The organism is uncultured Halopseudomonas sp., from assembly GCF_963977355.1.
GTDB lineage: Bacteria > Pseudomonadota > Gammaproteobacteria > Pseudomonadales > Pseudomonadaceae > Halopseudomonas.
In genome coordinates this window covers 56,333-80,516 of record NZ_CAXBOV010000017.1, presented here as the reverse complement: position 1 = coordinate 80,516, position 24,184 = coordinate 56,333, and the positions used below count along the sequence as shown (strand labels likewise).

Annotated in this window: 20 protein-coding genes; 11 read left to right on the top strand and 9 right to left on the bottom strand. The window is 58.4% G+C overall.

What is annotated here, in order from left to right; all coding sequences use genetic code 11:
* Positions 1–333: 333 nt before the first annotated feature.
* From AAC076_RS11145 to gabT, 3 genes are all read left to right on the top strand, one after another.
* Positions 334–801: a MarR family transcriptional regulator gene (locus AAC076_RS11145; RefSeq protein ID WP_339845569.1), complete on the top strand. Its 468-nt coding sequence runs from the start codon at positions 334–336 to the stop codon at positions 799–801.
* Between the two features lie 244 nt (positions 802–1,045).
* A complete protein-coding gene (gene gabD, locus AAC076_RS11140) occupies positions 1,046–2,506 on the top strand; it encodes an NADP-dependent succinate-semialdehyde dehydrogenase (RefSeq protein ID WP_339845567.1) in 1,461 nt (486 codons plus the stop codon).
* 35 nt (positions 2,507–2,541) lie between these two features.
* Complete coding sequence (gene gabT / locus AAC076_RS11135) at positions 2,542–3,813, top strand: 4-aminobutyrate--2-oxoglutarate transaminase (RefSeq protein ID WP_339845564.1); 1,272 nt, start codon at positions 2,542–2,544, stop codon at positions 3,811–3,813.
* A gap of 57 nt (positions 3,814–3,870) precedes the next feature.
* Here gabT and AAC076_RS11130 read toward each other — a convergent pair whose 3' ends face one another.
* Positions 3,871–5,367 carry a phospholipase D-like domain-containing protein gene (locus AAC076_RS11130; protein WP_339845561.1) on the bottom strand — a complete coding sequence of 499 codons (1,497 nt, stop codon included), beginning with the start codon at positions 5,365–5,367 and terminating at the stop codon, positions 3,871–3,873.
* A gap of 171 nt (positions 5,368–5,538) precedes the next feature.
* On the opposite strand from AAC076_RS11130, the gene AAC076_RS11125 reads away from it, so the two are divergent.
* Genes AAC076_RS11125 through AAC076_RS11115 form a run of 3 tightly spaced genes read left to right on the top strand, consistent with a single transcriptional unit; the run spans position 5,539 to position 8,675 of the window.
* Entirely contained in the window at positions 5,539–8,100 is a 2,562-nt protein-coding gene (locus AAC076_RS11125; protein ID WP_339845559.1) for a YdbH domain-containing protein, read from the top strand.
* Positions 8,101–8,127: 27 nt separating this feature from the next.
* Positions 8,128–8,319, top strand: a complete 192-nt coding sequence (locus AAC076_RS11120) for a YnbE family lipoprotein (RefSeq protein ID WP_339845556.1) — start codon at positions 8,128–8,130, stop codon at positions 8,317–8,319.
* Positions 8,320–8,336: 17 nt separating this feature from the next.
* The gene (locus tag AAC076_RS11115; RefSeq protein WP_339845620.1) at positions 8,337–8,675 is read left to right on the top strand and encodes a YdbL family protein; all 339 of its coding nucleotides are present in this window, start codon (positions 8,337–8,339) and stop codon (positions 8,673–8,675) included.
* Positions 8,676–8,679: 4 nt separating this feature from the next.
* Here AAC076_RS11115 and AAC076_RS11110 read toward each other — a convergent pair whose 3' ends face one another.
* The 5 genes from AAC076_RS11110 to AAC076_RS11090 all read right to left on the bottom strand — a co-directional run bounded on the left by AAC076_RS11110 (position 8,680) and on the right by AAC076_RS11090 (position 12,971).
* On the bottom strand, positions 8,680–9,336 hold the full coding sequence (locus AAC076_RS11110; RefSeq protein WP_339845555.1) for a DUF3047 domain-containing protein: 657 nt from the start codon (positions 9,334–9,336) through the stop codon (positions 8,680–8,682).
* A complete protein-coding gene (locus AAC076_RS11105) occupies positions 9,329–9,556 on the bottom strand; it encodes a hypothetical protein (protein WP_339845552.1) in 228 nt (75 codons plus the stop codon). Before AAC076_RS11105 ends, AAC076_RS11110 begins: the two co-directional genes overlap by 8 nt.
* A gap of 96 nt (positions 9,557–9,652) precedes the next feature.
* On the bottom strand, positions 9,653–10,645 hold the full coding sequence (locus AAC076_RS11100) for a lipase secretion chaperone (protein ID WP_339845550.1): 993 nt from the start codon (positions 10,643–10,645) through the stop codon (positions 9,653–9,655).
* A gap of 80 nt (positions 10,646–10,725) precedes the next feature.
* Complete coding sequence (locus tag AAC076_RS11095; protein WP_339845548.1) at positions 10,726–11,658, bottom strand: triacylglycerol lipase; 933 nt, start codon at positions 11,656–11,658, stop codon at positions 10,726–10,728.
* A gap of 239 nt (positions 11,659–11,897) precedes the next feature.
* Positions 11,898–12,971 carry a transporter substrate-binding domain-containing protein gene (locus AAC076_RS11090; RefSeq protein ID WP_339845545.1) on the bottom strand — a complete coding sequence of 358 codons (1,074 nt, stop codon included), beginning with the start codon at positions 12,969–12,971 and terminating at the stop codon, positions 11,898–11,900.
* 236 nt (positions 12,972–13,207) lie between these two features.
* Between AAC076_RS11090 and AAC076_RS11085 the strand changes: the two genes are divergently transcribed.
* Positions 13,208–13,669 (top strand): NfeD family protein, encoded by a 462-nt coding sequence (locus AAC076_RS11085; protein ID WP_339845543.1) that lies wholly within the window; start codon positions 13,208–13,210, stop codon positions 13,667–13,669.
* Positions 13,670–13,728: 59 nt separating this feature from the next.
* Complete coding sequence (locus tag AAC076_RS11080; RefSeq protein ID WP_339845540.1) at positions 13,729–14,646, top strand: stomatin-like protein; 918 nt, start codon at positions 13,729–13,731, stop codon at positions 14,644–14,646.
* A 79-nt stretch (positions 14,647–14,725) separates the two neighbouring features.
* On the opposite strand, the gene AAC076_RS11075 is transcribed toward AAC076_RS11080, so the two are convergent.
* Together AAC076_RS11075 and AAC076_RS11070 are read right to left on the bottom strand one after the other, a co-directional pair.
* Complete coding sequence (locus tag AAC076_RS11075; RefSeq protein WP_339845538.1) at positions 14,726–17,854, bottom strand: efflux RND transporter permease subunit; 3,129 nt, start codon at positions 17,852–17,854, stop codon at positions 14,726–14,728.
* Positions 17,851–19,098: an HlyD family efflux transporter periplasmic adaptor subunit gene (locus tag AAC076_RS11070; RefSeq protein WP_339845536.1), complete on the bottom strand. Its 1,248-nt coding sequence runs from the start codon at positions 19,096–19,098 to the stop codon at positions 17,851–17,853. The genes AAC076_RS11075 and AAC076_RS11070 overlap by 4 nt, the downstream gene beginning before the upstream one ends.
* Positions 19,099–19,294: 196 nt before the next feature.
* Between AAC076_RS11070 and AAC076_RS11065 the strand changes: the two genes are divergently transcribed.
* The 3 genes from AAC076_RS11065 to AAC076_RS11055 all read left to right on the top strand — a co-directional run bounded on the left by AAC076_RS11065 (position 19,295) and on the right by AAC076_RS11055 (position 22,890).
* A complete protein-coding gene (locus AAC076_RS11065) occupies positions 19,295–20,992 on the top strand; it encodes a long-chain fatty acid--CoA ligase (RefSeq protein ID WP_339845534.1) in 1,698 nt (565 codons plus the stop codon).
* Positions 20,993–21,101: 109 nt separating this feature from the next.
* The gene (locus AAC076_RS11060) at positions 21,102–22,079 is read left to right on the top strand and encodes a calcium/sodium antiporter (RefSeq protein ID WP_339845532.1); all 978 of its coding nucleotides are present in this window, start codon (positions 21,102–21,104) and stop codon (positions 22,077–22,079) included.
* 94 nt (positions 22,080–22,173) lie between these two features.
* Positions 22,174–22,890: a VC0807 family protein gene (locus tag AAC076_RS11055; protein ID WP_339845530.1), complete on the top strand. Its 717-nt coding sequence runs from the start codon at positions 22,174–22,176 to the stop codon at positions 22,888–22,890.
* 101 nt (positions 22,891–22,991) lie between these two features.
* Here AAC076_RS11055 and AAC076_RS11050 read toward each other — a convergent pair whose 3' ends face one another.
* A complete protein-coding gene (locus AAC076_RS11050; RefSeq protein WP_339845527.1) occupies positions 22,992–24,116 on the bottom strand; it encodes an alanine--glyoxylate aminotransferase family protein in 1,125 nt (374 codons plus the stop codon).
* Between the last annotated feature and the right edge of the window lie 68 nt (positions 24,117–24,184).

Sequence of the window (24,184 nt, the reverse complement as noted above, 5' to 3'; positions counted from 1 at the left end):
CGGCTATATATCGGTTGAATCGGCACCAGGTCCTATCAGGACATATATGTCTTCCTGTGCTTATCGTGCTTTTTGCCCTTGTGCAATTGAGGAGCTGGTCCTGGTTGGGGCTATTTACTTAACGATTGACCTTTAAGTGCTGGACTACTTTGATCCAAAAGTAATTCTGCGGTACTCTGGATCTGCTTTAAGCTCTTCGCGGCCCATTCTGAAACGTCTTGGGGCGCTTAAAGCAAATTATGGTTTTTAAAGATCGGCATAATTGATTACTACTGTAATATTTAGACTTTATGGCAAAATGCATTCCGTTTCGGGTGCAGCCGGGAGCCAAACATGTACATGATGCACGACCTCTATCTTTCCCTGCGCCGTCTGCAGCGGGCCAGCGAGATACACGCTAAACGCCTGGGCCGTCACAGTGGCTTGACGCCCATTCAGCTGTTGATCATGCACAGCATCAAAGCGATGGGCGAAGGCACTCTGGGCGATCTGGCGAAACGTGTCAGCGTTTCCCAGGCGACTCTCAGCACCATCATCGACCGCCTCGAGAGCCGAGAGTTGCTTCAGCGAATCCGCAGCAAGAGCGACAAGCGTAAGGTGCATCTGGCATTGACCGCCAAAGGGGTGGATGCAATCCAGTCCGAGCCTGCGTTATTGCCAGCCGAGTTCCTGGATCGATTCGGCAAGCTGGCAGATTGGGAGCAACTGATGCTGCTCGCCAGTTTGCAGCGCGTTGCGGGTCTGCTCGAAGCGGATCAACATGGTCCGGCAGAGCTGTTCGATAGCGAGACAGCGGCCTGACTCCATCGCCGGGTTCACATCGGTAACGCTCTATTGAGTCGAAATGGGCATGGAAGCCTGTTCGAATCTGTCTCCCCTGACTCTTCTGTCTCGTGGTTAATTCAATCGCCACAACGCCCACCAGCTTTTTTTTTCAGCCCTATTGCCTGTTCCCTTCGCGCGCCTTAGCATGTTTGAAATTTCAAACATCTATGTTGTAAATGCGTTACGCCTGCCGTCACGCTTTACCCTGCAAGGAGCCCACATGCAACTGCAATTCCCAGAGCTTTTCCGTCAGCAAGCCCACATCGACGGGCGTTGGTGCGAAGCTGACAACGGTACGCGTACCGAGATTTTCAACCCGGCCAACTCAGAGCGTCTGGGGAGTGTGCCAAACATGGGCGCTGCGGAAACCCGCAGGGCCATTGAGGCCGCAAGGGCAGCTCAGCCAGCGTGGCGCAAGCGCACTGCCAAGGAGCGCTCCGCAGTGTTGCGCAAGTGGTTCGAACTGATGATGACGCACCAGGAAGACCTGGCGCAGATCATGACTGCCGAGCAGGGCAAGCCACTGGCCGAGGCGCGCGGAGAGGTTGGTTATGCGGCCTCCTTTATCGAGTGGTTTGCCGAGGAAGCCAAGCGTATCTACGGTGACACCATTCCCGGCCATCAGGCGGACAAACGCATCATCGTGCAGAAAGAGCCGGTAGGCGTTACCGCAGCCATTACGCCCTGGAACTTCCCGGCCGCCATGATAACTCGCAAGGCGGCGCCCGCTCTGGCGGCCGGCTGCGCGATGGTACTCAAGCCTGCACCTCAGACTCCCTTCTCGGCATTGGCGCTGGTTGCGCTGGCCGAACAGGCCGGCCTGCCCGCTGGCTTGTTGAGCGTGGTAACGGCGGACGTTGAACAGTCCATAGCCGTCGGCGGTGAGCTGTGCGCCAATCCGATAGTACGCAAGCTGTCGTTTACCGGCTCCACTGGTGTGGGCATCAAGCTGATGGAGCAATGCGCGCCGACGCTGAAAAAGCTTTCTCTGGAACTGGGCGGTAACGCACCTTTTATCGTGTTTGATGACGCTGATCTGGATGCGGCAGTCGAAGGCGCGATGATTTCCAAATATCGCAATGCCGGACAGACCTGCGTCTGTGCTAACCGCATCTATGTGCAGGATGGCGTGTACGACGCTTTTGCCGAGAAGCTGGTTGCCGCGGTAAACAAGCTCAAGGTCGGTAATGGTGCCGACGATGGCGTGACTACTGGCCCGTTGATCAATGCGGCCGCCGTAAACAAGGTGCAGCAGCATCTTGCAGACGCCACCAGCAAGGGTGCACGCGTACTGGTCGGCGGTCAGCCCCATGAGTTGGGCGGCTTTTTCTTTGAGCCCACGGTCCTGGCGGATATCGACAGCAGCATGCTGGTGGCACGTGAGGAAACCTTCGGGCCTCTGGCACCACTGTTCCGATTCAACGACGAAGCCGATGTGGTTCGTCAGGCCAACGACACAGAATTCGGTCTGGCTGCCTATTTCTATGCCCGTGACCTGAGCCGTGCCTTCCGGGTAGCCGAGGCGCTGGAGTACGGCATGGTTGGAATCAACACGGGACTCATTTCAACCGAGGTAGCGCCATTTGGCGGGATGAAATCCTCGGGTCTGGGCCGTGAAGGTTCCAAGTACGGCATCGAAGAGTACGTGGAAATCAAGTACCTGTGCCTGGGCGGAATCTGACCCGGGATTTCATCTGACTGTGTGTGAGGTGAGTGATGAGCAAAAGCAATGAATCCTTGATGCAACGGCGGCATGCCGCGGTCGCACGGGGTGTGGGTCAGATTCATCCGGTTTTCGTCGAGCGTGCGGAAAATGCCACTGTGTGGGATGTTGAAGGGCGCCAGTACATTGATTTTGCCGGAGGTATTGCCGTGCTCAATACCGGCCACCGTCATCCCAGGGTAATGGAGGCGGTTAAGCGCCAACTTGAGCATTACACTCACACCTGTTTTCAGGTACTGGCTTATGAGCCTTACGTTGCACTGTGCGAAAAACTCAACGCGCTGGTGCCGGGCGATTTTGCCAAGAAGACCTTGCTGGTGACCACTGGCTCCGAGGCGCTGGAAAATGCCGTCAAGATCGCCCGCGCTGCCACCGGCAGGGCCGGCATAATTGCATTCACCGGTGGTTACCATGGTCGCACCATGATGACCCTGTCGATGAATGGCAAGGTCGCGCCCTATTCGTCCGGTATGGGGCTTATGCCCGGCGGTGTCTACCGCGCTCAGTTTCCCTGTCCGCTGCATGGTGTGAGCGATGCAGATGCGATTGCCAGTATCGAACGCATTTTCAAGAATGACGCCGAGCCGCGGGACATCGCTGCCATAGTGATCGAGCCGGTGCAGGGTGAGGGCGGATTTCATGTGGCCAGTCCTGCATTCATGGGGCAGTTGCGCGAGCTGTGCGACCTCCATGGCATTGTGCTGGTGGCTGATGAGGTGCAAAGCGGGGCAGGACGCACTGGTACTTTCTTTGCGATGGAGCAAAGCGGTGTTGCGCCGGACCTGACGACCTTTGCCAAATCCATTGCCGGCGGCTTCCCGCTGGCTGGGGTGTGCGGCAAGGCAGAACTGATGGATGCCATCGGCCCAGGCGGCCTGGGTGGAACCTATGCCGGCAGTCCGGTGGCCTGTGCAGCAGCCCTGGCGGTGCTGGAGGTGTTTGAAGAAGAAAATCTCCTGGCCCGCAGCCGTACGCTGGGCGACATGATCGGTTCGCGCCTGCGGGCTATTGCGCAGGACGACAAGCGGATCGCCGAGGTTCGCGGTTTGGGAGCCATGATGGCCTGCGAGCTGTTTGACGATAAATGCCGGCCGGACGCGAACCTGGCGGCACAGCTGGTCGCTCGTGCACGGGAAAAGGGGCTTATCCTGCTGTCCTGCGGTCAGTACGGCAACGTTATCCGCATACTGGTACCTCTGACCGCCACGGATCTGGAAGTGCAGCAGGGTATGGATATCATCGATGCCTGTTTCAGGGAGCTTTAAGATAAGCGGCAAGCGGATCAGGCTCTGTTTCTGACGCTTGCCGCTGCACTTCAAGCGCTAGAAGGTCGAGAGCCCGGTGAACTCCATGAAGCGATACAGTCCGTAGCGCCAGCGTGAATGGTCGGCATAATCTTCGTAGGCTTGGCTGTAAAGCTGCCCGTCGGGATTGCTCCAGTTGCGTTCGAACAGGCTGCGGGCGCGCTGCATCACCGGTGCCTGCGCGCTTGCTACTACCCGCGCGCTGGTTTCCAGATTCAGGTTGTCCAGATTGCGCCGGGTAAAATTGGCCGAGCCGATAATCATTTCGGCGCTACCATCGGTTCGCTCCAGCTGGATCCATTTACGGTGGCACTGCTCGCCGCGGGTGGCACACCAGCGCACGTGAATACCAGCCTTATGCAAGTCCCAGCCTGTCTGGCGATTGGGTATGCCGCCCTTTTCGCGTCCGAATGCATCCTTGTTCGGGTCCAGCGTCGCGCGCACCTTGACGCCGCGCTCGCTGGCGCGAACCAGCGCATCAATGGTCGGTCGATGCGCCAGATAGAAGACTTCCATATCCAGTCGGTCTCCAGCAGTAGCGCTGTCTATCAATGCCAGTAATGCATCGCGAATCTTGCCTTCCGTCATAACCTGTACCAGAGGGCCCTCAGGGTTCTCGCGTGCAGGTGGAGGCGGTGGCATTTCAATTGCTGGCCTGTGCCCAGAGAGCATCATGACCGGCACCTCCGTGGCCAACAGATCCAATGCGGCATCGCCGCGAAATACCAGAGCGTTGTTGCTGTGGCGACTGCTCGCATCATGGGGATTGGCCGAGGTGACCAGGCCTGTCCAGGTATCGCCTTCATCAACAATCAGGGTCTTTCGGTGATTGGCGCGGAAATTGAGCAGTGCCAGATAGCTGCGCAGGGTGACCTTGCCTGCGCCGACAGGGTTGGGAAGCCAGCCACCTTCGGTGCTATTACCCACATGCCGACAGCAAAGGTGCCACAGGCCGGACCAAAGCGGGTTGGATGCCGGCAAGTCGGTTAGATTCGACATCACCACGTCGACCCCTGCCGCCCTGAGTTTGTCCAGGTGGGCGGCGTTCAGGCCCCCGTAGAGGGTATTGAACGGATCGGTAATCAGTACGATGGACATATCGGGATGTTGCTGCCGCGCGGTCATCAGTGCGCCACTCAATTGCGCGGTGAGCGGTTGGTAGCTGGATTCGCCGGCAAACTCGTTGTAGAGGAACATGTCCACGACGATTAGTTGCCGCGCCTGGGCTATCAGTCGCAGAATTTCATTGAAAACCTGCTGATCACTGACTCGCTCATCCCCATTGACGACAAAGGTGCGATCATCGAGCAGCTCAAGTCCCTGGGCTTCACGAAGCGGGGCACTGACAGATAGGCCCTCCGGCATCGGCTTGTAGGCCTGGAACAGCCCCATCAGAACCCAGGCGAACAGCACGGCGAGCAGCACCCCTAGCAGCGGATGGCTATGGGTTGAGCAACCGCGATTGCCATCCACGGCGGAAGTCGGTTGATCAGTCTGCGTCGAAGGATCTGGCATCTGGAGCTCGTTATTGTTTTGTTGATGGGGCCGGCATATGAAAAGAGCTGCTAACCTGCGGGTAGCCGACGGTAGCGTGTGCCGTCACAGGCGGCAGTATAGGTTACTGGCTGAGGCCCTTGCCACCGGGGCAGGTATTTGCAGGCAGGCTTGATCAGGAGAGTTGCTTTCATGCGTTGGGGTGTTCGTCTGTTGGCAGTCCTTGTCGTGCTATTACTGGCGCTCACGTCTGCGGCGGTGTTGCTCGTGCAGCAGCGCCTGGCTGCAGCGGGTATAGACCAGCTCGACTGGGCGGGTGTCGGTTGGTCAGAGGGGGCGCTGCAGCTTGGCCGCCTTTCAGGGCGGTATACCGATGCTAGTGGTGCGCAGCTGGAGATCCACTCCCGGGGCCTGAGCCTCACCCCTGGCTGGTCCGCAGGGCCGAGCCTTGAGGCGTTCAAGGCAGAGCAATTGCAGCTCGAGTGGCAGCCGACCGCGGCACCACCGACAAGCCGCCCCCTGACGATGCCTGATGTCCAGCAATTGGCTGAGACGCTGCAATGGTTGCCATCACGCTCGCTGGCGATTGAGCAGATTGCTATCGGTGTACCCTGCGGCGCAGAGCACTGCACGCTTGACGGGGCTTTGACGATCCAGCGCCAGGCTACGGACGACTTTCTGGTTGATCTGTCGCTGCTGGCAGAGGAAGGCAGTATCCGCCTGCGGGGCAACTTGAGTAACGATACAGAGGGTTTGCAAGCGGATCTGGATTTTCGGCTCTCGGATCAGCAGGTTGCCAAGCTGCAGGCACAATGGGTGTACGGGGAGTCAGTGCCGCATTCACAGGGCGTGTTGACTGTGCCTGAGTGGCCACAGGCAGACTGGCTGCTGGCCTATGTTGAGCCCTGGCTGGGTGGAGCGCAGTTGCCCGTCGACTCCCTGCCTACCGGACTGCGTGCGGAGATGCGCTGGCGGATGGAGCCGACGCAGCGGCCTCAGACCCTTGCCGATATGCTCTCGGGGGAGGCCGAGCTCTACGCGACGGCGACGCTGGCCGAGCCATGGCAGATACCTGGTCTGGGCGAGATACAGGGCGAATTGATTCTGGACCTGCTGGGCGATGCGGGCCTCTGGCAGTTACGTGAAGGCACGGGGCTTCTGCAACTGGAGGCGTTGGCTATTCCTGCCCTGGCGACTCTGCCAGTAAACGTGCGTCCACAGGGTATCAAGGTCAATGTAAAGGCTCGGGCCGACAGCCAACTGGCCTGGACCAACAATCTGCCACTGGACGTTCAAGTGCAGGTAACGGGTCCGCTTACTGCGAAGTTGATGGGGGCCATGACCCTTGCCTCGCAACCGCAGTGGCAAGCGCAGTGGGATGCCTTGCAGCTGCGTGCAGATGCGCCGAGTTATCAACTGGATACACTGCAGCTGGAACAACTGACCTTCGATGGAGCCTTGTCCGGCCGCATGGATGCCGAGGAGTTGGCTCTCAAGCTGGGTGATAGCACGTTTGTGACGTTGGGCGGTGCGCGGGTGCAAAACATGATCGTGCTCGGTAATGTGCGTGCTGATCTTTCAGGACTCGCGCTGCATATGCCCCTGTCCGATCTGGCTGCGAGTCTGGCCAATGGTCCGCTGGGCATCACTGCCGGACGTGTTGATCATGACTTGCTCAAGTCACAGGGCTGGAAGGTGCAGGGCACGCTTGCACGCGATGAAGCCGGATTGCGCTGGGAGGGAACGGCAGCCTCTGCCAGCGGACTGGGGCTCGATCTGGCGTTCAACTGGCCAAATAGCGAGCCCTGGCGAGCTGACATAGAGCTTGAGCCTACCTTCCTGCGGGCTGGTGATCCCCTATCGGCAACCCTGGCCTTCTGGTCGAAACTGCTTACTCTCAACAATGGCCGGCTGCAGGGCCAGATCAATCTGCGGGGCAGTCCACAGCTGGAGCGAGCCAACGGTCGGCTGACGCTTGATAACGCAGCCGGCATCTATGACCGCACGGCTTTTCAGGGTCTTAGCACCGGGATCAATATCGATCTTGCGGGAGACAGACTGCAGCTCGATATGCCAGCGCTGAAGCTCGATGCCCTGGATCCGGGAATACCCATGGGCCCGCTGGGCGCCAATCTTAACTACGCTGCCCATATGGAGCGACTCGCAGCCGGACTGTTGAGGGTTGAGCAGGCGCAACTGGAGGTGCTCGGCGGTCAGATAAGGTTGGAGCCCGCCGCGCTGGACCTGACCGAAGAGCGTCATGCGTTGGTGGTGGACATCCGCGGTTTTGAGCTTGACCGTCTCTTTGAGGTTTACCCGGCAGAGGGTCTGCGCGGACGTGGCACCCTGGACGGACGCATACCCTTGTCGCTGATCGATGGCGAGCTGGTTATCGAGGAAGGGCAGCTTGGCGCCCGTGAGCCTGGCGGGTTTCTTCAGTATCGCTCGGCTAAACTCGAGGACCTGGCCGAGAGTACGCCGGGTATGCGGCAGGTAGCCCAGGCACTGGACGATTTCCATTATGATCTGCTCAAGGCCGATGTAACTTACCGCCAAGGGGGTATACTGGTATTGGGTCTGGAGTTGCAAGGGCGTAACCCGGCCTTGCAGGAGGGCCGTCCGATTCACCTGAATATTCGACTGGAAGAAGACATCCCCGCGCTGCTGGCAAGCCTGCAGCTCAGCGGCAAGGTAAGTGAAGTCATCCAGGAGCGGATCAGGCAGCGGCTGCTTCAGCGGCGAGCGGATCCATGACATTCATCATCCGAAGGAATCACCAGTATGCGATCGCATCTGTTAGCGGTTACGGCACTGACGATCGGGTTATTGGCGGGTTGCACCCCAACCGTCAAGGTCCAGGCTCCCACAGAGCCAATCAATATCAATCTGAACGTGAAAATTCAGCACGAAATTTACATCAAGGTGGATCGTGAGCTGGATGATATGTTCAGCGAATCCAGCGGCTTGTTCTAGAGGACGATGACATGCGCATGAGTTTCCGATTTCTGTTATTGGCCGCAGCGCTGGTGCTTGCTGCCCCAGCCTGGGCCTTTAGCCTCAACCAGGCGATGGGTGCGTTACCGCAAGCCAAGTCGGCCGGCCTACTGGGCGAGCGCCCGGATGGTTACGTGGGTGTGGTCACTGCTGAAGGTGATGCAGCGGAGATTGCCCGGCTGATCAACGAGGCACGTAAAGCCGAGTATCAGCGGCTTGCGACCGAGAACGGCATCAAGCTGCGGGACGTCGAGGCGATAGCTGGCAAGAAGGCACAGGAGCGTACTGAGCCAGGCCAATATATTCAGCTCAATGGTGTCTGGATGCCCAAGTAGGGGTTCAGTCGGCCGCGGGCAGCCAGTTGACGTCACCGTACCAGCCGGTGACCGGCTGGCCGCTGTCATCGCAGTCAGTCATGATTGCCAGGCCGTCGATGGTGTCTAGTTCCACACCATGCAGTTTCTTGAAATCCTCACGTACATTGCGTCGTTCGGTAAACACCCGCTGCTCGGACTGTTCTGGAGCGCCGCTGCGCAGTGCAAGCATCTGCGCCTGGCTGGCATAGGCGTTGTTCCATACTTCGCCAACGGCCTGATTGCTCGACCATACGTAATTGACTGCCTTGGTTCGCCACGCCAACAGCCCACCATCCTTTACCACGTAAAGCCGAACTGGATAGTCGTCACCGCTTTTCCGTGTTTCATCGGTGCCATTGAATACATTCTCAATCGCCCAGGACCACTCCAGAACTGGTGTCTTGCGCAAATCGACGGATTGCTCGAGATAAAGCGCTGACGCTGCGTTTCGGCATTGTGCCTGGAGCAGGGTCTGGCCGGCGTATTGACCAAGTCGGTACTCTGTCGGGTCGGCAAAGTCCCGGCGTTCCCATTTGAGCATGTCGGCCGGTGTCATGACTGGCATGGCATGGGCAAGACCGGTAAAGAGGCATGTCGACAGAAGTAGCTGCCAACCTGGCAGACGGGGAAGGTCAATCATTGCCGGACTGTTCGCTGGGTTTTTCAGGCGCACTCTTATGCGCCTTTGCTTCTTCCTCGGCGCGGAATTTCTCCCAGTCTTCCCAGTCGTGAGGGGTGCCGGCATGGGGGCGACCCGGGTGCAGGGCGCGCTCGAGTGACTTGCCGCGCAGGCTGGTATCCTTGAGGTCGTCATCGTCCCCATCTAGACCGTACTTCTTGAGAAATTCGTCCGCGCGCATTGGGTACTCCATCGGCTTGGGCTGTAACACCAGTATGCGCGCCTGGCGGATACTTGTGGGTGCAAGCTGTTTCAGGGTCTGTCCAGATCCTCGCTATCAGTTGGCGTCATCGATCAGGGATGCCAGGCGCAGTCGCTCATTTGGAGCAAACCGCTGGGAGGCCAGATCCTCAATCGCCTGTTGCTTGTCGGCTTCAGCCAGCCCGGGGTGTTCGATAATGGATCGGCGCTCGGCACTGAACTCTTCTACCCGCTGATGCCATTGCTGGCGCTGAGTATCCAGGGTTTCGAGCCGGCCGGTTGCTTCGGGGCCCACCAGTGACATGCGCAGTTCGCGGATCTGTGCCGCGTCGGCACCTTCTGATTGCAGGACCTGCGTCTGTTCGGTCAACACCTGATGGATCTGCGGCACCAGAAGGTCTTGCATATCCTCTGGCAGGCCTTGGCGAAGGCTTTCAATCATCGCGCCCTTGTCTTCAGCGGGGATGTTGGCATCGTGCATGATGGCCAGGCGCGCCAGACTGAACTGGTCAAATACCTCATCGGCCGCAAAGAATGCTTGGTGCGCCTCGGCGCTGAATATCCCGGCACGTAGCCGCTGTACTGCATCACCGCGGGCACGTAATCCATCAATGTCGGCTATTACCGGGTAGGCTTGCTCAAGCTCGACCAGCGCTGTCTTGTACTCAATGTAGTCATCCAGCAAGGCCAGAGCCTGGCTTAATGCGGGCTGTTGTAACTGGCCACGCAAATGCTGACGAATGTTGGCAGTGGCCTGATCGAAACTGACTTCGCCCACCGTAGTGTAAAAATAATCGAAAAGATGACGTATCTGTTCAGTGATCAACAGGTTTCCCTGTTGATCGACCTCTAGTAGCCCGTCCACTTCGGTTCCCTGTTGCGAGACGACCGTGGTGCCAGACGGCAGAGATTGGTCTGGCTGCGTTGCAGGTAATAGCGGCGCTGCAGGCATGGATGTCAGGGGCGCAGCGTTGGTTGCGACCTCGCTAACGGGTTCGTCAGGCGCCAGGTAATGCCAGCCGAGAAGCAAAGCAGCGACCAGAAAGGGCGCATAAATAAGGAATCGCATCGACTCTCCGCACAGTCTTGAATGATAGAGAACAGCGGCCGGCCCGGGCTGAGCCGGTCGCTATTTGCAGGCCTACAGAATTACAGGCCTGCGTTGCGCAGCCGGTTGGCGTGTTGTCGGTAGACCGATACCGGGTTGGTCTCGAAGATGCTGGTCAGGCCGAACATCTGGTTGACCTCATCAAGGTGATTCATCCGGTAGTTGTCGCGGATTACCATGCCCAAATGCGAGCTACAGCGCCCCACCAGGCCGTCATTGGCTTCAAAGCCGAAGGTCAGCGAAGTGGCCCCAAGCAGTGCATCCGAGACGTCAAACACGTTGGTCAGCGGGCTGGTGCCGCCCCATGAGTAGTACCGCACGCCATTCACCGAATAGGCACCCTGACCACAGGCACTGGTTGGCAGGCCCTGAGGGAAGCGGGCGTTGAAGCGTGCTGCCCCCGCCGAGTTCAGAGACTCCAGTGTGCCCAGGGCATTTTGTGGACTGGTTGTATTGCTGCCGGACAGGAAGTTGATCAGCGAACCCAGGCCGTTGACGATGCCGGCCAACATGGCTTCACCAGCAGAGCCTTCAGGCACATTGCGGATAAAGTCTGCTGCCTTGGAGCCCTTGTGTGGAGCGCCTACGCTGGTAACCGATGCAACCAGATCGGGCCGCACTGCCGCAACATAACGGATGGTCGGGCCACCGTGGCTATGGCCGATCAGATTGACCTTCCTTTTGCCAGTGATGGCGACGATGTCTTCCACCTGGGCAAGCAACTGCTCTCCGCGTTTCTCTGAGGTGTCGAGCTGGCTCACCGTCGTGCTGTACACGCTGGCCCCACTTCTACGCAGGGCAGAAGGAATCCCATACCAATAGTTCACACCCAGCAGCTTGTCGAAACCGAGCATGCCGTGGGTGAGCAGAATGGGGTATTTGGTCTGGGTGTAGCCCGCTGCCTGCGCCTGGCCACAAATGGCCACGGTGGCAACGATACCCAGGGCGATGGATAGCCGGGTTTTTCTGTGCATTGATTGTGTCCTGTGTCTTGAAGCATTGTTTTTCTTGTAAGCGACAACATCTGACATATCGCCAAAGCAGAATAGACACTGGGTTGAGGGAGCAGAAGATGAAGCAACCACAGATACGGTGATGACTGATTAGTGTTTTTTTTGACTTATTGGTCGTCGGCTCTGGCTCAGCACCATTCATCGAATTTATCCGATGAATGGTGATTCAGAGTATGGCTTGCAACCTCTGATGGGCCCGATCAGCGCCCCAGATAACGCTGCAACAGCGTCTCCCACTCCGGCGATTCTGTTACCCGCAATACCTGTTGGGCGATCGCCGCCCTGTTGGGGCTTTCGTTGGGTAATGCGAAAGCATAGAGCTGTTGTTCGAAAACGGCTGGCAGGATATCCAGGCGCTGGTTGCCAAGCTGTTGATTGCGATATTGCATAAGCGCTCTGTCGTAAACCACAGCATCAACTTCCTCACGCGATACAGCCTGCATGGCGGCTGTCAGATCCGGATAGACCTCGTGACGGATTCGCTCCTCCTTGAGATATCGGGCGCTGGCGGTGTTGGCAATTGTCGCCACGGTATTGCCGGGCAGATCAAGAGGCCCTTCAATTTTCCGCTGCAGGTTGCTGACTGTCAGCGAGGAGGTGATGGCGGCGGTGAAGCTGGCCACCATGATCAAGCCTGCGAACATCCATACCAGGGCAATCAAGCGTCCGGGCAGGGATGTGGGTGCCTTGTCGCCGTAGCCAACCGTAGTCATGGTGACCGCTGCCCACCAGAAGCTGGAGCCGATACCCTCGATAGTGGTACCACCGAACTGTTCAGGGTTGCGGCGGCGCTCGACCAACCACAGCAGCACACCGACAAAAAGCAGCAGCAGACCCAGACTCCCGATGAGACTGGCAAACTGCCAGCTAAATAGCGCACGGAAACTCTGCCAAAGTCCCCCGGAAGGGTTGTGAGGCACACCTATCGAGAGTCCTGTCTGGTAGAACGGATGGGTAAAATCGAAGCGTTCCTCGCGGTCAGCGGTCATGGTCAGCGCGCCCACCGCGATATCGACAGTGCCGGATTCCACACCTTCGAGAAGTTGGTCGAAGCTCAGCTCGACGAGCTCGTAATCCTGCTCCATATCCTCGGCTATGCTGCGCCACAGATCGACGCTGATGCCCTCCCAGTTTCCCTCGGCGTTGGTCATTACAAAGGGTGGGACCGGGGTGATGCCAACACGCAGCGGAGCACCGTCGCTCTGGGCATTGACGGGCAGGGAAAGACTGATCAGAAGAGTGAAAATAGCGAGCAGAAAGCGGTTATGCAGCATAGTCGGATTCCTTGTGGCTTTGCGACAGCATAGCAAACCGACCCTGACTGACCACAGCAGGTCGAAGTGTCTCGCGCACTAAGGTCGCTCTAAACACTATCGAGCCCCTGGATATGAAACAGGTGGGCGGGCACGAAAACAGTCGTCTACTTCTCGGGTAACATGATCACGGGGTTTCACCGCGCACAATCTGATAATCTCTTGCCACCGTTATATGGCCACACAGGAGCTGGATCATGCTCGAGAGCACTTTTTTGAACGGATATGGATTCTGGCTGCTGTTTGGCTTGGCTTTGCTGGCCTCCGAGTTCTTTTTTCCTGGTCTGATCGCCGCTTTTTTCGGCATTGGAGCGTTGCTGGTTGGCTTGCTGACGCTGATGGGCGTGGTGGAAACCACCGCGGCGCAGTTGATCCTCTTCATTGGTTTCAGTCTGGTGGCTCTGTTCGCTTTGCGCCGGCACTTCAAGCGCTGGCTGCAGGGAACCGAAGAAGATCTTTCTGTGGCTGATCAGGATGATGCTGGATTTATTGGCGCGCGTGTCGAGGTGATGCACGATTTCGCCGACGGGTTTGGCGATGTTTTGCTCAACGGAGCGAAATGGGACGCCGAATCAACTGAACAGCTGCGTGCGGGAGAGCATGCCTGGGTCGTTGGCCACAACGGCATTGTGCTGAAGTTGAGTCGCCAGCACCCTTGAAACCGATTGTATTGATACCCCTATTGTTATCCCCTTTCACACCCTGAGGAGCACTTTATATGGATATAACCACTATTATTTCACTGGCGATTCTCGCCCTGGTCGTCATTGCACTGGCCAAGACAGCGAGGATCGTGCCCCAGCGTTCGGCGTTCATCGTCGAGCGACTGGGCAAGTATGCCAAGACACTGGAGGCCGGTTTTCACATACTGGTGCCCTTTGTTGACCGTGTCTCTTACAAGCACACGCTCAAGGAAGAAGCCATCGACGTGCCCAGCCAGGCGTGCGTGACCAAGGACAACATTCAGGTAGTGGTCAACGGCGTGCTCTATCTGCAGGTAGTCGATGCCAAGCTGGCCAGCTACGGCATCAACGATTATCGCTATGCCGCTACGCAGCTGGCACAAACCACGTTGCGCTCGGTGGTCGGCAAGATTGAACTGGACAAGACCTTTGAGGAGCGTGAAACCATCAACACTCAGGTTGTGCTCGCGCTGGATGAAGCGGCCAAACCTTGGGGCGTGAAGGTGCTGCGTTATGAAATTGCCGATATCGAGCTGCCGGCCACCATTCTCGATGCGCTGGAAAAGCAGATGCGGGCCGAGCGGGAGCGACGCGCCGTGGTCGCCCAGTCTGAAGGCGAGCGGGAAGCCAAGATCAATGTATCCGAAGGTATGAAGCAGGAAACGATCAACCTGTCAGAAGCCGATAAGCAGCGCCAGATCAACGAGGCCGAAGGCCGTGCCCGCGAGATCGAGCTTATTGCCGAGGCAACAGCCGAGGGCCTGCGCCGCGTAGCTGAGGCGATCAATACCCAGGGTGGCAAAGACGCGGTTGCGTTGCGTGTGGCCGAGCAATACGTGCGCGAATTCGGCAAGCTGGCGAAGACCAACAACACCATGATCCTGCCGGCTGAATTGAGCAATATCGGCGCCGCGGTAGCAGCGATTACCAAGACCATGGAAACGGTCAAGTAAGCATGATCTGAATTCGCCCGTTGGGCCAGACGTGTTGAAACGAGAAGCCCCGCTATTGCGGGGCTTCTGCGTTTCAGCCTCAGGCGGCAGACGCGCTGCGCCGATCCTTGAAGCCCTCAAGTACCGACATCAATGCCGGAATGACCAACAGTACCAGGGCAGTGGAGAAGCCCAGGCCGAATGCGATAGAGGTGGCCATGGGAATAAGGAATTGCGCTTGCATCGACGTCTCGAACAACAGGGGTAGCAGGCCGCCGATGGTTGTCAGCGAGGTCAGCAGGACCGCACGCAGGCGCTGCACCACAGCTTCGTTCAAGGCTTCGTTGATGCCCAGTCCGGACTTGCGCTGGTGTTGATAGAAGGTGACTAGAATGATCGAGTTGTTGACCACGATACCTGAAAGGCCGAACAGCCCGAACAGCGACAGAATGGTCATGTTCAGGCCCATAACCCAGTGGCCGAGCAAAGCGCCGACCAGGGCCAGGGGAATGACCGCCATGACAATCAGTGGTGTACTCCAGGACGAGAATACCCAGACCAGCACGGCATACATGAGCATCAGGCCGATGATCAAACCGGTGCGCATATCCGCCAGGGTGTCGCGCTGATCGGCCGAGCGGCCTTCAAAGCTGTATCTGACGTTGTAGCTGGTGGCCAAGGCAGGCAGATTTTCCTGCAGGCTGGCCAGTACTTCGCCAGCGGTGGTCTGAGTGGGATCCAGGTCTGCGGTTACTTCCACCGCGAGCCGACCCTCGGCGTGCCGTAGCGCGTCGAAACCCTGGCGGCTATCAAATTCTGCAACCTGATTGAGGGGCACGAAACGTCCGTCGTCCAGCCGGATTGCCAGATCATTCAGGCTGGACAAGTGCTCGCGTTCTCCGCGGGGCAGTTGCACACGCACCTCTATTTCATCGGACTGTTGCTGGTAGATCTGTGCAAGACGACCGTCATAGGCTGCGCGCAGCTGGCGACCCAGACTCTGGGTGCTCAGCCCCAGGGACTGGCCATAGGGCGTCAGGCTGTAAACCAGTTGTTCGCGGCCCCATGGCATGTCGTCCTGGGTGCTGATGACCCCTTCGATACTGCCCAGCATGACCCCGACTGCTTCCGCAGCATTCTTCAGTTGGGTAGGGGTGTCGCCGGTCAGTCTTACATTCACGTCCTTGCCGGGCGGACCTGATGTTCGCTCGGTGATGACCAATTGGTCGATCCCGGCGGGCATGTTGATCCGCCCGCGCCAGGCGCGTATGAATTCGCTGTTACGTATTTCGCGATGATCCGGCGACACCAGCTCTACCAGGATAGAGCCGAGTTGATCCCCTGTGCGCCCTGCGCCAGAAGATCCGATAGCTTCGCCGCGACGAACGATCGCGTTTTCGATCACGCGTGTGTCGAATGCCTCCTCGGTGGCGTTAAGCGTTTCCTGCAGATGATCGACAAAGCGATCTACCTCTGCCCGAGGTGTGCCAGCGACGAAATTGGCGTTGGCATAGATGACCTGTGGTTCGGGGGTGGGGAAGAAGCTGAAACCGATTCGTCCGCCGCTGATCAACCCGATGGTCAGGATGATGCTCACCAGGGCGCAAGCCAGCGTGGCGCCCCGATGCCGGAGCGTGAGCTGAGAGAAACTGCGGAAACGACCTTCGCGAAAGTGGTCAAAGTGACGATCAAAACCCTGGCGGATAGCATCCACCCGACGGCCACTGCGTTGCAGCAGACTGGTCCCGGTGCTGGCGACTGCCGGCTTGAAAGCCGATCGCAGGTGGTGGGGCAGGACGACAAAGCATTCCAGCAGCGAAGCGATCAATACGCAGATCATCACCACCGGAATATCACCCAGAATATTGCCAAAGATGCCGCCCACTACCAGCAGCGGCATGAATGCAGCGACGGTGGTCAGCGATGACGCTACGACCGGCCAGAGCATCCGGTTGGCGGCGCCCTCCGAGGCATAATCAGGGTTTTCCCCGCTGCGAAAGTGCGCGTCGGCATCCTCACCAACCACGATGGCATCATCAACGATGACGCCCAGGGCCATGATCAGCGCAAACAACGAAATCATGTTGATGGAGCCACCAATCAGCCAGAAAACGCCCAGTGCGGCCAAAAATGCGGTCGGAATACCCACAGCCACCCAGAGGGCGACGCGGCCAGGCAGGAACAGATAGAGCAGCAGCAGGACCAGCACCAGCCCCCCAATCCCGTTGCTGACCAGCAGCCCAATCCGGTCGTTGATCAATTGCCAGGCCTGATCATAGACATTGATGCTGATACCGGGCGGCAGAGTGGGTTCTATTTCCTCCAGCCAGTCATTGAGTATCTGGGCCGACGCCAGCGAGTCGCCATCTTCGGCTCGCTTGAGGGCCAGTTCCACTGCGGGGTAGCCCTTGTGGTTCAGCTCTACCTGGTTGCGTCTTGCTTCCTGACGTACGTCGGCTATGTCGCCCAGGCGGACGTAATTTATTCCGCCCAACGCAACGGGGAGATTGGCGAACTCATCGGGGCCGCGCCGCTGTTCGATGGCGCGCAGCTCTCGGGCTGCATCCTGCTCGCCAGCAAGGCCGGCCGGTAGATCGCGTGATTCTGCCGCGACGCGATCGGCTATCTGATCCAGTGACATGCCCAGTTGTTGCAACTGCTGGTTGGGGACCTCAATGCTGATCTGTTGCTCGGGCAGGCCGTAGATTTCTATGCGGTCAATACCGCGGCTGAGCAGTTCACGCTCATAGCGATAGGCCAGGGAGCGCAACTCATGGTCGGTGTAGGGACCGTAGACCAGCAGAGTGGCGATGGAGTCGTAGCGAGCCACGCGCGACACTTTCGGCTCTTCGGCATCGGCAGGCAGGTTACGGAACTCGTCGACCCGTTGGCGGGTATCGTCCACCGCAACGATGGCGTTTACGTCTTCGGTGAACTCCAGAGTAATGCTGGATATGCCCTGGGCCGATGTTGAGGTCATCGACTTGAGATTTTCCAGGCTGCGCAGGCGTTGCTCGAGGGGCTGGGTGATGGCCTGTTCGACATCCTCGGCCGGGGCTCCGCTCCAGACGACCTGAACCGTCACGAAGTCCAGCGCGAAGGTCGGAAAGAACTGGATGTTCATACGCATCAGACCCAGCACGCCAGCCATCAGCATGATCAGCATGACGAGGTTGGCAGCTACCTTGTGACGTACAAAGAAGCCGATCGGGCCTGTCCTACGGCTCATTGTGCGGACTCCGTCGCACTGTCCGGGAGGGTGTCGACTTTAAGGCCCTGCATCGCGTTGGGCAGGTGGGTGGTGATGATCCGGGTGCCGGGCGCCAGTTCGGTGGCCCTTACCAGTAACCAGCGCTCTCCGTTATCCATCAGCGTCTCGCCAATGCGCTCCACTTCGATATGAGACATGCGGCCTTCTTCCAGCGCATACACTGTGTTGTTGCCATACAGTGCGCTGTAAGGCACGGCAACGCTCTCCGGAGCCGCGGGCTTGGGTACGCTGATCGCCAGCAGATTGCCCAGGCGCAGCCCGGGTGCGGGCTGGTCGAGCACGAAAAGCGCCTCCACCCCGGTGGCGTCAGCCTGTCCGGCAATGCGCTGCAGGGTCATGGTCAACTCCGAGTCTGTTTCCAGGGTTTGGGCAACCAGTTGCTCCCCCGCTGCCAGGGCTCGGGTGAAATCCATGGCGTGGATCTGCGGCAGGGTGGCGCGAAGCTCAAGACCCTCAATCGGATAGAAGTCCAGCAGGGCCTGGTTGGCGTTGACCTGATCCCCCGGTGCTACCTGCACATCAGCAACAACGCCAGCAAAGGGCGCGGTATAACGGCTGCGGGTTGCATCACGCTGCACTGCATCCAGGGTTGATTGCGCGCGCTCGACCCGGGCCTGCAGGGCGGCCTTTCGAGCTTCATGGCTTTGGATGCTGCGCTGGCGAACCGCTACGGTGAGTGCGGCACGTTCACTCAGGTCCTCAGCGCTTTCCAGTTCGGTGCGCGAAACCAGTTTACGCTCGACCAATTGTTCGACCCGGCCCAGCCCCCTGCGAGCGTTGTCCAGAATGCGCTGTTCCAGGGCCAGGGCCTTGCGGTCACTGGCATGTTCGATCTGCTCCCGGTCAAGCTGGGCAAGGGCGTCAGCCAGATCCGCCTGGGCCTGACGGATCATGGGTTCGATGTCTCTGTCGTCAAGAGCCACCAGTAATTCGCCCTGCGCTACCGTCTGCCCGTCGCGTGCCGGCAGTTGGTCGATACGGCCGGCCATAGGTGCAACCACGGTGAAGCGGCGAGGTGACTCCAGTTGGCCATACAGCGTGAGGCTCGGTTGGCGCGCCTCGGGATCTACCACCATGGTCTCGACGCGCCAGGTGCGTTCCTGCGGAGTAACCGGCTCTGGTTCCGATCGGGTAGCCTTCAGGAGAATGAAGCCGATAACGCCGACAACGATGATCAGCAGGGGAACAAGGCGCTTACGCATGGCGGGTCTCTGCGATGTATGTAGCTGCCCTGTATAGCCTGCACAGGCGGTCCACGGCAAGGGCAAGGATTGCAAAAGAGTGTTGCTCGTTCCCTGTCGGGATATGACTCGATATATGTCGGGTGGATAGGTGTTCCCGCGCAGCAATACAGGCGGTAGCTTTGACACATAAAGACAATAGTGGGGGAGAGTAATCGTGAATACCGATATGCGCTGGTTGAAGTCCTACCCGGATACCGTGAAGTGGGACGCCCCGCTGGCATTGCGGCCGGTCTGGGAGCTGCTGGAATTGGCGGTCAGGGACCATCCGGACAAGCCAGCCATCGATTTTCTCGGTCACAAGCAGACCTATCGCGAACTCGACTCACTGGTAGCGCGTTTCGCCCGTGGACTGCAGCAGCTCGGCGTGCGCCCCGGCGTGCATGTGGGCATTTATCTGCCTAACTGCCCGCACTACTTCATCGCTTTTCTCGGTGTGTTGCGTGCAGGGGGCACTGTCGTCAATTATTCCCCCCTGGACGCTGAGCGCACTCTCGCGCACAAGATCGAAGACAGTGAAACCGATATCATGGTGACCCTGGATCTGGCGGCGTTTTATCCGAAGATGGTGACGCTGCTCGATAGCACCCGGTTGAAGCAGTTGGTGGTAGGACAGCTGACCGAGTTCTGCGCGGACGCCACAGAGTCCCAGGCAGGGCAACTCGGGCCATCAGCCGAGGTTGCCTTCAACGATGCCTGTCATGCGTTCAGTGCCCTACTCGATAATGCCGGCGATTACACGGCCTATCCCATTGATGACCCCACTACTGCCCTGGCAGTACTGCAATATACCGGTGGCACAACCGGCGCACCCAAGGGCGCGATGCTGACCCATGCGAATATCACCGGCTCCTGTGCGCAGCTGGAGGCCATTCTGGATAGTTCGCTGGAGGCTGGCCAGGAACGTGTGCTGGCGGTACTGCCGCCATTTCATATTTATGCGCTGATGATCAACATGATTTTCAGCCTGCGATTGGCCTCGGAGGTCTACCTGCACCCGCGCTTCGACGCGGAAACCGTGCTGCGCGAGATCGCCGACAGCCGCATCACCACTTTTCCCGGTGTGCCTACCATGTTCATTGGTCTGCTCGCCCATCCGCTGACCAGCCAGTTGGATCTGACCTCGTTGAAAATGTGCAACTCAGGTGGCGCGCCATTGCCGATTGATGTGCAGCAGCGCTATCAGGATGTGGCTGGGTGTGCCCTGCGCGAAGGCTGGGGCATGACCGAAACCACTACCAGCGGTACCTTTACTCCCAAGGAGGCCGAACCGCATCCGGGTTCATGTGGTCTCCCGGTCCCCGGCTCGCGCATCCGCATAATGCCGCTGGATGGCACGGATCAGGAATTGCCGGTCGGCGAACGCGGTGAAGTCTGCATCGCCGGACCGAACGTGACGGCCGGCTACTGGAAGCGCCCGGATGCGACAGCTGAAGCCATGACCAAAGATGGCTTTCTTCGTACCGGCGATGTTGGCTACATGGACGAAGGCGGCTGGGTGTATATCGTGGACCGAACCAAGGACATGATTCTGTGTAGCGGCTACAACGTCTATCCGCGAACCATCGAGGAGGCTATCTACGAGCACCCATCGGTTGAAGAGGTCTCGGTGATTGGTGTCGACGATCCCTACCGTGGCCAGGCCCCCAAGGCTTTCATCAAGCTCAAGGCAGGTGCCCAGGGGTTTGATTTTGCCGAGCTGCAAGAGTTTCTCGGACCTCGCCTGGGCAAGCACGAACGGCTCCAGTCTATGGAGATTCGTGATGCGCTGCCGAGAACGCCAGTCGGTAAACTTTCCAAGAAAGAGCTGGTCGAAGAGGAGCGTCAGCGCTCAGGAGCTGCCAGCGCGGGTTGACCGCCTGGTTGTATGACACCCCTGTGCGCTGTAACCGCAGCGCCCTGTTATCCGAGTCGGCTTTATCGGATAATGCGGCCCTCAGTTCCTTGCCAGGGTGTGTCCGCTCATGTTGTTAGCTCTACTTGCCGTTGTTGCTGGTCTGATCCTGTTGGTCTGGAGTGCCGACAAGTTTGTTGACGGCGCGTCGGCGACCGCCACCCACGCGGGAATGCCGCCGTTGCTGATTGGTATGCTGATTATCGGCTTTGGCACTTCCGCTCCCGAGATGGTGGTCTCCGCGCTTGCCGCCTCCCAGGGTAATCCAGGCCTTGCGCTGGGCAACGCCTACGGATCGAACATTACCAATATCGCATTGATTATCGGGCTCGTGGCGATCATCAGCCCCATCAGTGTGCATTCACAGGTGGTTCGCAAGGAGTTACCAATCCTGCTGGTAGTGACGCTGCTGGGTGGATATCAATTGATTGATGGCAGCCTCAGCCGTAACGATGCGTGGGTGTTGCTGGGGGCGTTCTTTCTCCTGATGGGTTGGTCTATCGTTGAAGGCATGCGCGGCAAGGCAGATACGCTGGCGTCGGACTACGACACCGAGCTCAAGTCCAATGCCATGCCATTGCGTCTGGCGCTTATCTGGCTGGTAGTGGGGCTGGTACTGCTGATTATCAGCTCCAGGGTTCTGGTCTGGGGTGCGGTCTATATCGCCCAGAGCCTGGGCGTGAGTGATCTGATTATCGGTCTGACCGTTGTCGCCATTGGCACTTCCCTGCCGGAGCTGGCGTCGGCCTTGGCGGCGATTCGCAAGAATGAGCACGATCTGGCACTGGGTAACGTGATTGGCTCAGGGCTTTTCAATACCCTGGCTGTTGTTGGCATAGCGGCGGGCATCATGCCGCTGGCAGTGGAGTCGGTGGTGCTGTATCGCGACTGGGTTGTGATGTTCGCACTGACCGTGGCCCTGTTGTTGATGGCCATGACCAGGAAAAAGCATGAGGGTCGAATCAATCGGCTTGAGGGCGTCGGGCTGGTCACTGCTTACGTCGGTTACACCGGTTATCTGGCCTGGACAATCATTTCCGCGGTTTGATCGGGCCCCGAGTACTGTCGGTCGGATCCATTGGAGCTATATCAGTGTCGCCATGTATTATGGCGACAAAACCCGCAGACCATTGCCGAGACCTATGACAGAAGCCTCCCGCGCACGACCCGTACACAAACCGCGTCCTATGGTAGACCTGCTGGTCAGTATCGTAATCCCCTCGGTTATTCTGATGAAATTCAGTGGTCCCGATCAGTTGGGCGCCAATCAGGCTCTGGTGCTGGCTCTGGCGTTCCCCTTGGGCTGGGGATTGTTCGAGCTGATCCGCTATCGTAAATTCAACTTCATCGCGTTACTGGGTCTGATCAGCGTGTTTCTGACTGGTGGCATCGGACTGATGAAGCTGGACCCCCAGTGGCTGGCCATCAAGGAGGCCGCCGTGCCAGGGCTTATCGGCATTGCTGTACTGGTCTCGACCAAAACCAAATACCCGCTTATCCGCACCATTCTCTACAACCGCAAGGTGCTCAACGTTGATCTGATTCATGATCGTCTGGCTGAGCGCGGCCTGGTGGACATTTTTGAGCTGAGGCTGCTCAAAGCGACCTATTTTCTGGCCAGCACCTTCTTCTTTTCGTCTTGCATGAATTACATAGTGGCGAAATGGATTGTGGTCAGTCCCGCAGGAACGGCGGCTTTCAATGAGGAATTAGGCCGGATGACGCTGGTCAGTTACCCCATGATCGCGATTCCCACCATGATTATGATGATTCTGATCATGGTCTACCTCTGGCGCACTATCCATGGTCTGACCGGGCTGAAGATGGAAGAGATCATGGTGCAGCAGGAGAAAAGCTAGAGGTAGAGTCTGAAGCTGAAGGTGGTTCGATTGATGTAGCGCTCCGAATAGGAGCGCTACATGTCCTGGCCAGGTTTGATCTTTTCCAGTTTTCAGCTGGTTCAGATCGCTTCCAGCGCCTTACGCAGGTTCCCGACCGTCCGCTCGATATTGTGCAGTTTGTCCAGGCCGAACAGGCCGATGCGGAAGGTCTTGAAGCCAGCGGGCTCGTCGCACATCAGGGGTACACCAGCTGCAGTCTGCAGGCCGTGGGCGCCAAATGCCTTGCCGTTCTGAATGCTGTCTTCGGTGGTGTAACTGACCACCACACCCGGAGCTTCGAAGCCTTCACCGGCAACGCTCTGAAAGCCCTTCTCCTTGAGCAGAGTGCGCACTGACCGGCCCAGCTCCAGCTGTTCCTGCTTGACCTTGTCAAAGCCGTATTCGCGGGTCTCCAGCATGGTGTCGCGGAACTGCATAAGCGCATCGGTGGGCATAGTTGCGTGGTAGGCGTGACCGCCGTTCTCGTAAGCCTGCATGATGTTCAGCCACTTTTTCAGGTCGCAGGCAAAGCTGTTGCTGGTGGTACCTTCGATGCGCTCCAGCGCCAGGGGGCTAAGCATGACCAGTGCGCTGCAGGGAGACGCGCTCCAGCCCTTTTGCGGGGCGCTGATAAGCACATCCACGCCGCAGTCGCGCATGCCGACCCAGACAGTGCCAGAGGCAATACAATCAAGTACGAACAGACCACCTACCTCGTGCACTGCATCGGCTACTGCGCGCAGGTAGTCGTCAGGAAGTATTATTCCTGCGGAGGTTTCTACATGGGGTGCGAACACCAGATCAGGCTTGCTGGCGCGAATCTCTGCGACCACTTCTTCAATCGGAGCTGGGGTGAACGGGCTCTGGTCGCCTGGCTGGGTCTGCCGTGCCTTGAGTACGATCTCTTCTGAAGGCAGGCGCCCCATCTCGAATATCTGACTCCAGCGGTAACTGAACCAGCCGTTACGCAGCACCAGGCAGCGCTTGTCCTGGGCGAACTGGCGGGCGACCGCTTCCATGCCGTAGGTGCCGCCGCCGGGAACTACCACAACGCCCGCCGCCTGGTAGACATCTTTCAGGGTGCCGGAAATGTCGCGCATGACCTGCTGAAATGCGGCAGACATGTGATTGAGCGAGCGGTCAGTAAAGACCACGGAATATTCGAGCAGGCCATCGGGGTCAATGGCGGGAACCAGGCTGGACACGGATAATTTCTCCTTCGGATGCTTTGGTGGCACCGGTCGCCAGCGACCGGTGCATTTAAAGCCCCTAT